This window comes from Lutispora saccharofermentans (assembly GCF_024363565.1).
Taxonomy (GTDB): domain Bacteria; phylum Bacillota; class Clostridia; order Lutisporales; family Lutisporaceae; genus Lutispora; species Lutispora saccharofermentans.
Genome location: NZ_JAJEKE010000007.1, coordinates 157,285 through 170,981, shown reverse-complemented (window position 1 = coordinate 170,981; position 13,697 = coordinate 157,285). Strand labels below are relative to the sequence as shown.

General features: G+C 36.0%; 15 protein-coding genes and 1 tRNA gene. 9 read left to right on the top strand and 7 right to left on the bottom strand.

Features of this window, described 5'->3' with window-relative positions; translation table 11 throughout:
• Positions 1–155: 155 nt before the first annotated feature.
• The 7 genes from rny (at position 156) to LJD61_RS20760 (ending at position 5,749) form a co-directional block, all read left to right on the top strand.
• The gene (gene rny / locus LJD61_RS10135; protein WP_255227420.1) at positions 156–1,673 is read left to right on the top strand and encodes a ribonuclease Y; all 1,518 of its coding nucleotides are present in this window, start codon (positions 156–158) and stop codon (positions 1,671–1,673) included.
• Between the two features lie 107 nt (positions 1,674–1,780).
• Positions 1,781–2,551 (top strand): TIGR00282 family metallophosphoesterase, encoded by a 771-nt coding sequence (locus tag LJD61_RS10130; RefSeq protein ID WP_255227409.1) that lies wholly within the window; start codon positions 1,781–1,783, stop codon positions 2,549–2,551.
• An 88-nt stretch (positions 2,552–2,639) separates the two neighbouring features.
• A complete protein-coding gene (locus LJD61_RS10125; RefSeq protein ID WP_255227408.1) occupies positions 2,640–2,900 on the top strand; it encodes a stage V sporulation protein S in 261 nt (86 codons plus the stop codon).
• A gap of 117 nt (positions 2,901–3,017) precedes the next feature.
• Positions 3,018–3,851, top strand: a complete 834-nt coding sequence (locus LJD61_RS10120; RefSeq protein WP_255227407.1) for a PHP domain-containing protein — start codon at positions 3,018–3,020, stop codon at positions 3,849–3,851.
• Between the two features lie 28 nt (positions 3,852–3,879).
• Entirely contained in the window at positions 3,880–5,085 is a 1,206-nt protein-coding gene (locus LJD61_RS10115) for a pyridoxal phosphate-dependent aminotransferase (RefSeq protein ID WP_255227406.1), read from the top strand.
• Between the two features lie 204 nt (positions 5,086–5,289).
• On the top strand, positions 5,290–5,637 hold the full coding sequence (locus LJD61_RS10110; RefSeq protein WP_333783098.1) for an ABC transporter substrate-binding protein: 348 nt from the start codon (positions 5,290–5,292) through the stop codon (positions 5,635–5,637).
• Positions 5,585–5,749 carry a putative Se/S carrier-like protein gene (locus LJD61_RS20760; protein WP_408615213.1) on the top strand — a complete coding sequence of 55 codons (165 nt, stop codon included), beginning with the start codon at positions 5,585–5,587 and terminating at the stop codon, positions 5,747–5,749. Before LJD61_RS10110 ends, LJD61_RS20760 begins: the two co-directional genes overlap by 53 nt.
• Before the next feature lie 200 nt (positions 5,750–5,949).
• On the opposite strand, the gene LJD61_RS10105 is transcribed toward LJD61_RS20760, so the two are convergent.
• A tRNA-Trp gene (locus LJD61_RS10105) sits at positions 5,950–6,025 on the bottom strand.
• Positions 6,026–6,478: 453 nt separating this feature from the next.
• Between LJD61_RS10105 and LJD61_RS10100 the strand changes: the two genes are divergently transcribed.
• The gene (locus tag LJD61_RS10100) at positions 6,479–7,447 is read left to right on the top strand and encodes a tyrosine recombinase XerC (protein WP_255227405.1); all 969 of its coding nucleotides are present in this window, start codon (positions 6,479–6,481) and stop codon (positions 7,445–7,447) included.
• 41 nt (positions 7,448–7,488) lie between these two features.
• On the opposite strand, the gene LJD61_RS10095 is transcribed toward LJD61_RS10100, so the two are convergent.
• Both LJD61_RS10095 and yneA read right to left on the bottom strand, forming a co-directional pair.
• Entirely contained in the window at positions 7,489–7,764 is a 276-nt protein-coding gene (locus tag LJD61_RS10095) for a hypothetical protein (protein WP_255227404.1), read from the bottom strand.
• An 87-nt stretch (positions 7,765–7,851) separates the two neighbouring features.
• Positions 7,852–8,163 (bottom strand): cell division suppressor protein YneA, encoded by a 312-nt coding sequence (gene yneA, locus LJD61_RS10090; RefSeq protein WP_255227403.1) that lies wholly within the window; start codon positions 8,161–8,163, stop codon positions 7,852–7,854.
• A 159-nt stretch (positions 8,164–8,322) separates the two neighbouring features.
• Here yneA and lexA point away from each other — a divergent pair, with 159 nt between their 5' ends.
• Positions 8,323–8,943 (top strand): transcriptional repressor LexA, encoded by a 621-nt coding sequence (lexA, locus tag LJD61_RS10085; protein WP_255227402.1) that lies wholly within the window; start codon positions 8,323–8,325, stop codon positions 8,941–8,943.
• A gap of 57 nt (positions 8,944–9,000) precedes the next feature.
• Here lexA and LJD61_RS10080 read toward each other — a convergent pair whose 3' ends face one another.
• The 4 genes from LJD61_RS10080 to miaA form a co-directional block, all read right to left on the bottom strand.
• Positions 9,001–10,908, bottom strand: a complete 1,908-nt coding sequence (locus LJD61_RS10080; RefSeq protein ID WP_255227419.1) for a type I glutamate--ammonia ligase — start codon at positions 10,906–10,908, stop codon at positions 9,001–9,003.
• A 173-nt stretch (positions 10,909–11,081) separates the two neighbouring features.
• Entirely contained in the window at positions 11,082–12,377 is a 1,296-nt protein-coding gene (locus LJD61_RS10075; RefSeq protein WP_255227401.1) for a methionine gamma-lyase family protein, read from the bottom strand.
• A 15-nt stretch (positions 12,378–12,392) separates the two neighbouring features.
• A complete protein-coding gene (hfq, locus tag LJD61_RS10070) occupies positions 12,393–12,647 on the bottom strand; it encodes an RNA chaperone Hfq (RefSeq protein ID WP_255227400.1) in 255 nt (84 codons plus the stop codon).
• A 102-nt stretch (positions 12,648–12,749) separates the two neighbouring features.
• Positions 12,750–13,694, bottom strand: a complete 945-nt coding sequence (gene miaA / locus LJD61_RS10065) for a tRNA (adenosine(37)-N6)-dimethylallyltransferase MiaA (RefSeq protein WP_255227399.1) — start codon at positions 13,692–13,694, stop codon at positions 12,750–12,752.
• Positions 13,695–13,697: the final 3 nt, after the last annotated feature.

The following is a 13,697-nucleotide window of genomic DNA, read 5'->3' as shown; positions in this document are numbered from 1 at the left end:
CTAAATTTCCAGCAACTTGACAAAAAAAACTAAAAGATATAGAATTATTTTGATATGGTGTATCAAAGGAATTATACAAAATAATAATGGTCTTAGATAATTTCATATTGAAAGACTAAGGAGGTGAAAATACTATAACTACAATAAATACTGTTATAAGTATAGCAGTTGGTTTAGTTTGCCTTGTTGCTGGGTATTTTATTAGAAGATTTATTGCTGAGTCAAAAATTAAAAATGCAGAGGAAGCAGCAAAAAAAATAGTAGATGATGCCCAAAAGGATGCGGAGACAAGAAAGAAAGAAATTTTGCTAGAAGCAAAAGAAGAAATTCATAAATCAAGGTCTGAATTAGATAGAGAGATTAAGGATAGAAGAAATGAAATTCAGAGAATAGAGAGAAGACTTCTGCAAAGAGAAGAGCTTTTTGATAAAAAGGTTGAGGCTGTTGAGCAGAGAGAAGAGATAATAAGCAAAAAGCAAAAAGAAATTCAGAAAGTTCATGATGAGGTTCAGGAGCTATATAATAAACAGCTAAAAGAACTGGAACATATATCAAACTTGTCGTCCGAAGAAGCCAGGCAACTGCTTCTGAATGATATTGAGAAGCAAATCAGACATGAAGCTGCTATAATGATTAAGGACATTGAAACGAAAGCGAAAGAAGAAGCAGATAGAAAGTCAAAGGAAATAATAGCATATGCTATTCAGAAAAATGCAGCCGATCATGTAGCAGAAACAACTGTTTCTGTAGTATCATTGCCAAATGATGAGATGAAAGGCAGAATAATTGGAAGAGAAGGAAGAAATATTAGGACATTAGAGACTCTTACAGGAGTCGACTTAATTATTGATGATACACCGGAAGCCGTTATTTTGTCCGGTTTTGACCCGATAAGAAGGGAAATCGCCCGTGTAGCTTTAGAAAAGCTGATAATTGACGGCAGAATACATCCAGCTAGAATTGAAGAAATGGTTGAAAAGTCAAAAAAAGAAGTTGAGAATTATATCCGAGAGCAAGGAGAGCAGGCTACTTTCGATACAGGAGTACATGGCTTGCATCCTGAGCTCATAAAATTACTTGGCAGGCTTAGATTCAGAACAAGCTATGGACAAAGCGTGCTGAATCATTCCATCGAAGTATCCCATTTAGCTGCAGCTATGGCCGCTGAATTAGGAGCTGATGTAAATCTTGCGAAAAGAGCAGGTTTACTGCATGATATAGGTAAGGCAGTAGACCATGAGGTTGAAGGTCCACATGTACAAATTGGTGCTGATTTGGCAAAGAAATATAAGGAGTCTCCAGAAGTCATACATGCTATATTAGCCCATCATGGTGATGTGGAAGCAAATACTGTAGAAGCAGTGCTGGTGCAGGCCGCAGATGCAATTTCTGCCGCAAGGCCCGGTGCCAGGAGAGAGACATTAGAGTCCTATATAAAGAGACTTGAAAAACTCGAGGAAATAGCAAATTCCTTTGATGGAGTAGAAAAATCTTTTGCAATTCAAGCCGGTAGAGAAATAAGAATTATGGTAAAACCTGAGGATATAAGCGATTCTGAAATAGTTTATATCGCTAGGGATATAGTGAAAAGGATAGAGGATGAACTCGAATATCCCGGTCAAATAAAAATAAATGTGATCAGAGAAACAAGGGCAATTGAATATGCAAAATGAAAAAAGAACGGTCTTAACCGTTCTTTTTAAAATATATATAATTATTACATAATGGTATAATACTTATTACATAAGCAATGATAATATTCTTGAGGAGGACGGTAAAAATGGTCATATTATTTATTGGTGACATATTCGGAAGAACAGGAAGAAATTTGATAAAAGAGAATCTGTCAAGAATTAAAGAGGAGAATTCCGTTGATTTGATCATTGCCAATGGAGAAAACAGCGCCGGCGGTGTAGGTATAACAAAGGAAATATATGAAGATTTGCTCAGTTATGGAATAGATGTTATAACTTTAGGGAATCATGCATGGGCGCAAAAAAAGATTTTTGACTTTATTGATGATGCAGATCGTCTGGTAAGACCTGCAAATTATCCACAGGGAACCCCTGGCAAGCCTTATGTAATTGTAGAAGTAAATGGCCGCAAAGCAGTGATTATCAACATGTGCGGAAGAGTATTTATGGATTGCATTGAATGCCCATTCAAAACGATTGAAAGTCTCCTCTCTGAGATAGGAGATAATGCGGAAATAAAAATACTGGATTTTCATGCAGAAGCCACTTCTGAAAAAATTGCCATGGGCTGGTTTCTTGATGGCCGTATTACGGCTGTATTAGGTACTCACACTCATGTACAAACCGCTGATGAACGCATACTGCCAAAAGGCACAGGCTACATAACTGATGTAGGGATGACAGGGCCTTTGAATTCTGTGCTCGGCGTAAAAAAGGACATAATAATTAAGAAATTCATATCAAGCCTTCCCGGAAGATTTGAAGCTGAGGAAGATTCAGGACAAATGAATGCAGTTTTACTAAGAATTGATGAAAATAATCATGTAAGCCACATAAAACGACTAAATTTAGTATAAATAGCTATTAAAAAAAGGATTTTCACATTATATGTAGAATATTTTGGATGTATTACTAAATATATGTGGTTTTAAGGGGGCATTATAAATGGAAGTATTAAAAGTATCTTCAAAATCTAATCCCAATTCGGTTGCCGGAGCTCTTGCTGGGGTCTTAAGGGAAAATGGCGGAGCGGAAATTCAGGCTATTGGTGCCGGCGCTCTTAATCAAGCAATAAAGGCAGTAGCGATAGCGAGAGGCTTTGTAGCACCAAGCGGCATGGATTTGGTATGTGTGCCTGCATTTACTGATATAGACATTGAGGGAGAAGAAAGAACAGCTATAAAGCTGATAATAAACTCCAGATAAACAAAAATATAGTTGAAATAGCAAGAGCACTTTTAAGGTGCTTTTGTTTTTGAATCAAATTATTTTATATTAATTCTTTCATAATTAGGGTATAATGCTGTAGTAGAGGTGTCTTATATGGAATATGCTGATTTACACATACATACTGATGCATCGGATGGACTTTTGAGCCCTTCAGAAGTAGTTGATTGGGCTTTTAAAAAAAGACTGCGTGCAATAGGCATAACTGATCATGATACGGTATCGGGCATAGATATTGCAATTAAAAGCAATAGTGCGCCTGATAAATTAGAAATTGTTCCGGGGATTGAGCTCAATACCGAATTGGATGGAAAAGAAATTCATATGCTTGGTTATTACATAGATTATAATAATCCTTGGTTTTTGGATATTCTGAAAAGAATGCAGAAATCAAGGTATAGTCGGGCGGTTACAATGATTGATAAATTAAATCATTTAGGGGTCAACATAAATCTAAAGCAGGTAGAAGAGATATCAAAAGGCAGCAGTATAGGACGCCCTCATATAGCTCGGGCTATGGTGGATAAAGAGTATGTAGACAGTATGGCATGTGCCTTTGAAAGGTATATCGGAATAGGCGGCCCTGCCTATGTTGAAAGATTCAAACTCACAACGGAAGATGCAATAAATATGATTAAAGAAGTCGGCGGAATTCCGGTTTTAGCCCACCCGGGCCTTATTGCAGACAGAAAAGCCATAGTAAAAGTTTTGAATTTAGGCGTAAAAGGCATTGAGGTATATCATCCAAAGCATGATCCGGATATGGTAAAATACTTATTTTATATGGTCAAGGAAAGAAAGCTGCTGATGACCGGGGGAACAGACTGCCATGGAATGAAACAAAACGGGCAGCCCATTATGGGAAGCATAACAATTGATTATACTAAAGTTCTGGATCTAAAAAGGGCTGCAGATCTGGCAAAAAAGTAAAAATTTATTCACAGCTGGAGGTTTTAAAATGCAATTAAAAATTTCTGATAAAGCAGATAAGATTAATCCATCGTTAACATTAGCCATTGATTCGAAGCTGAAACAGATGATTTCTGAAGGCATAAAGGTTTATGGCTTCGGTGCCGGAGAACCCGATTTTGATACTCCCGAATACATCAGAAAGGCTGCAATAGAAGCAATTAACACTGGCTTTACCAGATATACTGCTGCTCAGGGAACTTTAGATTTAAGAAAAGCCATATGTTCTAAATTGGAAAGAGAAAATAGGATAAAATATAACCCCAATGAAATAGTGGTATCCAGTGGTGCCAAGCACTCTCTGTCAAACGCATTTGCAGCAATCCTAAACCCGGGAGATGAAGTAGTCGTCCCTGTCCCTTATTGGGTCAGCTATACTGAGATCATTAAGCTGAACGGCGGTACCCCTGTGCTGGTTAATACAAAGGCAGAAAACGGCTTTAAAATGACAAAAGAAGAATTGGAAGGCGCCATAACTGATAAAACAAAAGCTGTGCTGCTAAATACTCCAAATAATCCTACAGGCTCAGTATATGGAAGAGAAGATCTTCGCGCCCTGGCAGAGACTGCTCTAAAGAATAATATATACATAGTATCTGATGAAATATATGAAAGATTGACCTATGACAATACAGAACATATCAGCATTGCTTCTTTTTCTGAGGATATAAGAAACATAACGATACTCATCAACGGCATGTCAAAGGCTTATGCGATGACGGGATGGAGATTGGGATATGCAGCATCAAATGAAAGAGTAATTAAGGCTATGTCCAGCATCCAGAGCCATGCTGTGTCACATCCCTGCTCGATTACTCAATATGCTTCAACGGCAGCCTTAAATGGTCCTCAAGACGAGGTCAAAACTATGGCATTGGAATTTGAGAAGAGAAGAGACTATATGTATCAAAAAATTAATTCTATCAGGTATTTGAACTGTCAAAAACCTCAAGGAGCATTTTATGTTTATGTAAACATATCTGAACTTATGAATAGAGAATTATCTGGAGTAAAAATCAATTCTTCAATAGATTTAGCACTGGTGCTGTTAGAGAAGGCCAATGTTGCTGTAATTCCCGGGGCTGCTTTTGGTACCGACAGCTACATCAGGTTATCTTATGCCACTTCAATGGATACTATTGTAAAGGGCTTGGATATTTTAGAGGATTTCCTGGATAAGAATTTAAAAAAATAGGCGATATGGTCTGCGGTTACTCCGGTTTTAGTTCAATGGTAAAAAACGCAAACAAAGGAGCTCCTGTATTTATGCCTGCAGGAAGCCATCTAGGAGGATCCAAATATTTTGTCATTAGAAGTGATATTAATTCTCCGGAAGAAATAATAGGAAGCAGGATAACCGTTACAGAGGACGATATGTATTCTCCCTAAAGGTGTTAGTATGGACGACGATGATGCTATAATTGCCTTGAAGGCCGGTCAGTTGGATGGCTATATGTGCTGCGATCCATTTGGGAGTATAGCTGAGATGGAAGGCTTCGGCAAGATCATCGGTACTGAGTGGGGCGCCCATGTTTCAGATGACCTGGAGAATGGCTGGGGTTTACACTGCGGTTACTTTATTAACACGGATTTTGCTGAGGAACATCCTGAGTTGACCACTCGTTTGGTATTAGCGCATTGCTTAGCAATTAAGTATATGTATCAGCATCCATATAATGCCGGTATGATGTTCGCTGCGGGAAATTACTGCAGGCTGCGGTCTTTCTGTCAGGTTTTCGCCCAATGATCTTTCTAAGATACAAATGGCCGTTTCAAACATGGATATTGATCCGTGGCTGCATCAGTTCTATATGGTCGATACCCGCAACGGCAAATGTAAAATTTCTAAACTTGATTAACTATAATTCGATTTAGTATTTATAATAAATGCTGACGCTTTTAAATCGTTTTTAAGACATCTTTTATAGGTAATAGTATAAAACTATTACCTATAATTTTTATGCTGATATAGGCAATATAATGATAAGGAAATTGAGATTGAATCTGGAAATGAGCGATAAAAAAACCGCATGATCATTGCGGCTGAATACCTAAAATATGGCAGGGGCAGCAGGACTTGAACCCGCAACCAACGGTTTTGGAGACCGCTACTCTACCAATTGAGCTATACCCCTAAAGACAATATCAATTATATAAAAAAACTGAGAGTATGTCAATAGCTGTATGCAAGAAGCTGAACATATTTATGTTTGTTGGGACAAAAGGCAAACCAGAAATATTTGACCTTTTTAAATGACTTTTAAGAGCTTTTTATTTGTATGATAATATATTTTGCTCTATGATAATAAAATTACTGATTAAAATGCAAATTTTGGCCTGTACAATAAAATGCCTCGAAATATGCTTGAGAAATAGCCTGAAAAAAATTATACAAGAATATTTTCTAATCAGCTGAGGAAATTTTTATTTTTCTGTGAATTAAAGAAAAATGTAACGAGTTATAAAGGTTATAAAAAAATATTTTAATAAAATAAGAAAAAATGCAGGAAAACCCTCCCTTTTCGTCGAATATATAATTGCGCTAAATATACATTTCGCGCAATTAAACAAAAAAGAGAGGTAAACATATGAGCGATCTTCCTATTGCAGCCAAAGATTTTTTAGAATATATGGAAACTATTCGCGGTAAGTCCAAAAAAACTATTCAAGGCTATTCTTATGACCTTACACTATTCTTTAAATACATGAAGATAAAAAGGAATATTGTTCCTGAGGACATGGATTTTGAAGAGATAGTCATAAGTGATATCGATGGCTATTTCATGAGAACTATTGGATTAAGCGATTTGTATTCTTTTATATCCTATGCTGCCAATGAAAGAAATAATTTAAATTATGCCAGGGCGAGAAAAGTAGCATGCCTCCGTTCCTTCTTCAAATTTCTGCACACAAAGGCTAAAATTATCGATGATAATCCGGCCTTAGAGCTTGAGCCTCCAAAGATAAACAGCCGGCAGCCTGTGTATTTATCTTTAGAGGAAAGCAAGATCCTACTAAAAGCCGTAGAAGGCCCATACAAAGAAAGAGATTATGCTATTTTAATGCTGTTTCTAAATTGCGGTCTAAGATTGTCGGAGCTTGTGGGTATCGACCTAGATAAAATCAGCGGTGATACGCTAAGGGTTATCGGAAAGGGTAATAAGGAGCGTACAGTTTATTTAAATGATGCCTGCATAAAGGCCCTAGAAGCTTATATGAAGATTAGAATTGCTGAAGAAGTAAAGGAAAAAGATAAAAAAGCTCTTTTTATCAGCAGGTTTAAATCAAGAATCAGTCCGAGGACCATCCAGGAAATTGTTAAGAAATATATAAGAAATGCAGGACTTGACGATAATAAGTATTCTCCCCATAAGCTCAGACATACTGCTGCCACTCTTATGTACAAATACGGAAATGTAGATATTAGAGCATTGCAGCAAATACTTGGACATGAGAGTGTAGCTACAACCCAGATTTATACTCATATCGATGACGACAGGTTAAGGCAAGCGGCCAGATCTAATCCTTTATCTGAGGAACATCAGGAAACCGAATGATTTACATAATATATATTATGTAAATCATTCGGCTCATTCAGTCATTTTTTATTGATATCTACACTGTAAGGCTCGTTATATCTCCATTGATTTTTTAAATCTTCTTCTAAATCTTTTTCTTGGTATTCTTCAAGCTCTTCCCAGTCTTCTTCCATTATTATGTCATCTATATCAATTCCGGTATAATCTGCATCATCTTCTATGCATTTGCAGCAATTATCACATATTTTATTTTTATCCAGATCACAGATATTGCATTCTCCGCATTCTATGCAATATCTATCATAAAGCACACATTCTTTATTGAAGGCAGCCAATAGTAAACGCTCCTTTATTAAAATATTATATGAATTAATATATCATAAAGTATTTGAATAGTAAACCATTCTACTATCATTAAAATACTATTTATTGTATATTGGCATATATATAAGCTGGCCTGGTTTTATATTTATTGATTGCAGGTTGTTGTATTCTATTACTTCATCTATGTATTCCCTTATATCCATGCTATTGCTAACATATTTTTTAGACAATGACCATAATGTATCGCCGCTGTTTACGTAGACAGCATCTGTTTTTATTTCAGATAGTCCCCTGGCATCTACTTTAAAGGAATAAAAAACTATAAACGCAAGCACCAACATAGTCGTTAAAAATAAGTAAAATCTTTTTTTGCTAACTATTCTATACTTTTTGTGTTTCAAGCTTTCCATTATTGATTCCTCCTCCGAAAGAACATGTGTTCTATTTATATAATAATCGAACATATGTACGATGTCAATATATTTGCGAACATTTGTTTGATTTTTATATTATAGTTTGTTATAATCAGAATATAAATTACATAATTATTTTAAAGGTTGTGAATATCTATGAATATAGATGATCTTAGCAGCAAACAAATTGAAGTTTTAGATTTTATAAAAAAAGAACTGGCCTCTAAGGGTTATCCTCCCTCTGTAAGAGAAATATGCGAGGCTGTAAATTTGAAATCTACCTCAACTGTTCATGGTCATTTGGAAAGACTTGAAAAAAAAGGGTTCATCAGGCGTGATGCAACCAAGCCAAGAGCTATAGAAGTATTGGATTCAAACAGCTTTATGTTCCCTCGGAAGGAAATGGTTGAATTGCCTATAGTGGGTAAAGTTACGGCAGGTCAGCCTATATTGGCTCAAGAAAATATTGAAGATACTTTTCCTATACCCATGGAATTTGTAGGAAACGATGTATCCTTTATATTGGTTATAAAAGGTGATAGCATGATCAATGCAGGCATTCTGGATGGAGACTATGTAATAGTCCTGAAGCAATCTCATGCCAATAACGGAGATATCGTAGTCGCACTTATTGATGATGAAGCCACTGTTAAGCGCTTTTATAAAGAAAAAGGGCATTTTAGATTACAGCCCGAGAATCCTATTTATGATCCTATTATTACAGATAACCTATCAATAATAGGTAAAGTCACAGGGGTGCTGAGAAAAATAAAATAAGATGATAAATAAGAAAGGCTTCTATTGAAAATATTTTTAATAGAAGCCTTTCTTATTTTAATCTATATCTATTAAATTTTTCTTATATAAGCTATATTCATACTTTAGTTCACTGATTTTATTATTCAATTCAAGCTGAAGCAAAGAAAGTTTTTCTATATTATTGCTTGTCGCTGCATCTTTTACTCTTGTAATAAGAGATTTTTCACCGATGGTATCCTTCACGAGATAATGGCGCAATTCGTTTATCTTATACCAATGACGAATATCCATATCAGCAGCTTCGTACACCTTATGAATTTGCTTGCAGGATCTTACAAAATCGATATTTTCCGGTATGTGCCTGTTTAGTATTTCTGTAATCCATCTTGTAAGTGATGCTTCTACAAAGCTGTCTATTATTGGCTGGCTCATCACATCATTATCCAAAAGGGCTTTGGATTTTTCCGGATATTTTTTAAAGCTTATCATATTTTCATATACTGTTTCCGGATGGACACCAAAAAGCTTTTCTCTTTCTGCATCTGAATATTCATCATAAATATTTTTTTCACTGATATATTCCCTATCCTGGTTTAAATAAAATTTATCCTCACCCTTTGATTTTTTCAAATTGCTGTACAGCTGGTTTAGAGAATAGCCTGTACCGGATACAGCTTTAATTCCATCTATCATAGATTGATATACTGCCGCAATTGATAAATAAGAATTTGTCATAGGGTTTGGGGAGCGTATCTCAAATCTTGTTGCAAGAGGATTATCCATGTCTCGTATTAAACCGACCAGGACGGTCCTGTTTCTCGAAGGTGTATCTACATGATGTCCTAATGAAGCTACTATGCATACAGGAGCCTCAAAGCCGGGCTTTAGCCTATTCAATGAATCTATGGTCGGAGATATAAATGGGTTTATAACTTCATAATTATTCAACAGGCCCATTAGTGCACCATATCCTATTTTATTTAAGAAGCTTTCCTTTATATCTCCCGGGGAGAATAAATTAACTGTACTGCCATCATTGAGTCTTGCTGCAACCCCTATGTGTGTATGTTTTCCGCTTCCTGCCACCCCTTCTATAGGCTTAGCTTGAAAAGTGACTTCAAGGCCATTTTTTCTAAAAACCTCTTTTATTATAGTCCTGACAACCAGGTCATTGTCGGCGGCTTGCAATGAGGTAGAGTATTTCCAATCTATTTCAAGCTGCTCCATTATATGTGTCAGGTTTCCCGAGTCATCCAGCTTGGCCTTTATTCCTCCAACTTCTTTATGGCCCATTTCTGGATGCAGTCCATATCTGTCCATTAGCAATAAGGATTGCTCCATTGATGTTCTGACAGATCCCTTAGTCCTTTTCCAGTATTGTTCATGCAAAACCTGGGATGCAGATAATGCCTCTATATCAGCTTTATCATTAGGTGTTTTTACCCAGAATTCTAATTCGGTAGCTGACGTAAGAATTATTTCATTTATATCCTCTGATTTTATTGCTGTTCCTTCCAGCAAATCTGGATTTTCTTTTATAATTGCCAATAATGAATCTGAGAAATTTATGATGGCTCTTTTCAAAATAGAGCGTGAATCTACTGCAATCTCATTATGATATAAAAAAGAAGGTATTCGCAATGTACCTACAGGCTTATTAATATTGCCATCTATATGTTCAAAATTATAATCTACATACCAATTTGAATTCAGATCTGCTACAATATCAACCTTACCGTTATTGAGTGTAGCTATGCCAGGCATAACAACGCTGGAACCGTCAGTTTGAACTGCCCCGCTTAAAAATTCATCAGTGTTGCTTAAAAAGTTTTTAATAGGTATCTTCTCGTCTGTATCGTTTCCGGACAAATCTATGCCCATGAGAGATATAAATTTTACTTCTGGATGATCTTTTATCAATTGGACGAGCTCATCCTTGGTCATGCTATATGGCTTAATTAAAAAGAGAAGATCTTCTTCCAATACTTTAGACAGACAGTTCAAAATATGCACCTCCGATATTATATTTTGATTTACAAGAACCGTTGCTTTAAATTCTTCAATAAAACCTTTTTATTATAACACCACTTAAAATCAATGTAAATAAAAAATATGCATATTACTGCATATTTTTTTGTTGTAATAGGATATTTATTCTAAACTAAATTAATAAGGTTTTCTTTCAGCAGCTCCTGTATAGCAAATAGTATGCCTACTTTGGCATGATCATAAGTTATGCCTCCCTGCAAATATGCTATAAATGGTGGTCTAACAGGTGCATCAGCACTTAATTCAATGGAGGAGCCTTGAACAAACCCTCCTGCGGCCATTATAACCTCATCATTATATCCGGGCATACTCCAAGGCTCAGGCGTTACAAAGGAATCTACGGGAGAGCCGGACTGAATCCCCCTGCAAAAATATATCAGGGCTTTTCTATCATTAAATTTTATCGCTTGAATAATATCGCTTCTGTTTGAATCAAAGCCTGGATTTACCTCATACCCAAGATCTGAAAAAATCTTCGAACAAAATACTGCTCCTTTAACAGCTTCCGATACTGTATGAGGAGCTAAAAATAACCCTTGAAACAATAATCTGGTAATACCCAGAGTTGCCCCGCATTCCTTGCCAATGCCCGGAGCTATCAATCTGTCTGCTGCCATTTCTACAAACTTTGCTTTTCCGGCCACATAACCTCCTGTAGGCGCAATGCTGCCTCCGGGATTCTTTATGAGCGAACCTGCCATTATATCTGCGCCCTTTTGTGTTGGTTCGTAGAAATCCAGAAATTCGCCATAGCAATTATCAACCATGCAGCAGATTTGTGGATTTAAAGATTTAACAAAGCTTATGCCTTCTTCAATATCTTTTAAGCTTAGGGATTTTCTCCATCCATAGCCTGTAGATCTTTGTATCAATACTAACCTGGTTTTTTTATTTACGCTTTCCTTTATCGCTTCAAAGTCAAAGCTTCCATCATTCAGTAAGTCCACTTGCTTGTATGATATATTGTGGTCCCTCAAGCTTCCTCTAACAGGACTATCAATACCAATAATGTTATCTAAGGTATCATAAGGCTTTCCAGTGATTGCAAGTAATTCATCCCCTGGCCTCAAAATACCAAAAAGGCAAAGTGACAAGGCATGAGTGCCCGAAACTATATTAGGTCTTACCAGCGCATCTTCACAATGGAATACATCTGAATATATGATATCTAATGTGTCCCTTCCTATATCTCCATATCCATATCCTGTAGAATAATTGAAATGAATGTCGCTCAATCTATTTTTCCGCATGCTGTCTAGAACTTTATATTGATTATATTCTCTAATCTCCTCAATGATAGAGAATTGGGCCTTTATCTCCTCTTCGCATTTATCCGCAAGATCGATGATTCTATTGTCGATCTTGAGTATATTCTTTAAATAATCTTTAGTAATACTGTGCATTCTTTCACCATGTGATCATTTGCTGATATTCTCAGCAGATCTATCAGTAAAAGTAAAATTTACAGGCTTTTGAGGTATTAAAGTTGATACTGCATGCTTATAAACCAGCTGTTGCTTTCCATCTCCGTCTAAGATAATTGTATAATTATCAAAACCCTTGACTGTCCCTTTTAACTGAAAGCCATTTACAAGATAAATAATAATGGGCGTATGCTCTTTTCTTACTTGATTAAGAAAAACATCCTGTAAATTTATTACTACTTTATTCATCTTAACCCCTCCAATAGTAAAATAATTTAATTATCTTATATATATGAAAAGAAATTTTTTCCTCTGCCATATATATTATTATAATAATAACTGATATTTATTCTATATCAAACTAATTTTTCCTGCAGTATACCGTATTATATTTTCCAGTATAGAATCTAAATAAAAATGATTATCCATGTCTATCCAGAATACTCTTTCATCATTTCTAAACCAGGTAAGCTGTCTTTTTGCAAAGTGCCTGGTATCTCTTTTCAATTTATCTACAGCTTCATCCAAACCGTATACACCTTCCAAATAGTCTATAATCTCCTTATATCCTAAGGCCTGAAGAGCTGTATAATTTTTGCCGTAGCCCATTTCAAGCAATTTCTTAACTTCTTCTACCAAACCGTCTTGAATCATCTGATCTACCCTGCTATTTATTCTATCATATAATCTGCTTCTTTTCATATTTAAGCATATATAGGCGTATTCATACTTACACGGCTGCTGCTTTGACAGCATCTGAAAATATGAAATAGGCTTGCCTGTATACTTATAAACTTCCAGAGCTCTGATAACTCTCTTAAGGTCATTGGGATGAAGCTTATCATATGATGCCTCGTCTATATCCTTCAACATTCTATGGACATACTCATTGCCCTTTTCAGCAGCAACCCCCTTCATTTCATTTCTATAATCTTCATCAACGATAGAATCTGTAAAATCTAAATTATCAAGGAGCGAATTTATATATAGCCCTGTTCCTCCTACAACTATAGGCAGATTCCCCCTTAAATTTATATCATGAATATATCCCTCTGCTTTATCTCTGAATAATGCCACGCTAAAGCCCTGATCGGGGTATAATTCGTCTATCATGTAATGCTTTATGCCTTCCATTTCGTCATTGCTTATCTTAGCGGTACCAATATCCATGTACTTATAAACCTGGGCAGAGTCTGCGGATATTATTTCACCGGATAACTTTTTTGCGATCCGTAAAGCAATGCTGCTCTTTCCCACAGCGGTAGGCCCGGCTATTATACATAATTTCTGCTTCAAATC

Bases quoted from the DNA above. Each gene is read 5' to 3' on its own strand.
- LJD61_RS10130 (WP_255227409.1), top strand. From the start codon at position 1,781: ATGGTCATATTATTTATTGGTGACATATTCGGAAGAACAGGAAGAAAT.
- LJD61_RS10125 (WP_255227408.1), top strand. From the start codon at position 2,640: ATGGAAGTATTAAAAGTATCTTCAAAATCTAATCCCAATTCGGTTGCC.
- LJD61_RS10120 (WP_255227407.1), top strand. From the start codon at position 3,018: ATGGAATATGCTGATTTACACATACATACTGATGCATCGGATGGACTT.
- LJD61_RS10115 (WP_255227406.1), top strand. From the start codon at position 3,880: ATGCAATTAAAAATTTCTGATAAAGCAGATAAGATTAATCCATCGTTA.
- LJD61_RS10110 (WP_333783098.1), top strand. From the start codon at position 5,290: ATGGACGACGATGATGCTATAATTGCCTTGAAGGCCGGTCAGTTGGAT.
- LJD61_RS10100 (WP_255227405.1), top strand. From the start codon at position 6,479: ATGAGCGATCTTCCTATTGCAGCCAAAGATTTTTTAGAATATATGGAA.
- yneA (WP_255227403.1), bottom strand. From the start codon at position 8,163: ATGGAAAGCTTGAAACACAAAAAGTATAGAATAGTTAGCAAAAAAAGA.
- lexA (WP_255227402.1), top strand. From the start codon at position 8,323: ATGAATATAGATGATCTTAGCAGCAAACAAATTGAAGTTTTAGATTTT.
- LJD61_RS10075 (WP_255227401.1), bottom strand. From the start codon at position 12,377: ATGCACAGTATTACTAAAGATTATTTAAAGAATATACTCAAGATCGAC.
- hfq (WP_255227400.1), bottom strand. From the start codon at position 12,647: ATGAATAAAGTAGTAATAAATTTACAGGATGTTTTTCTTAATCAAGTA.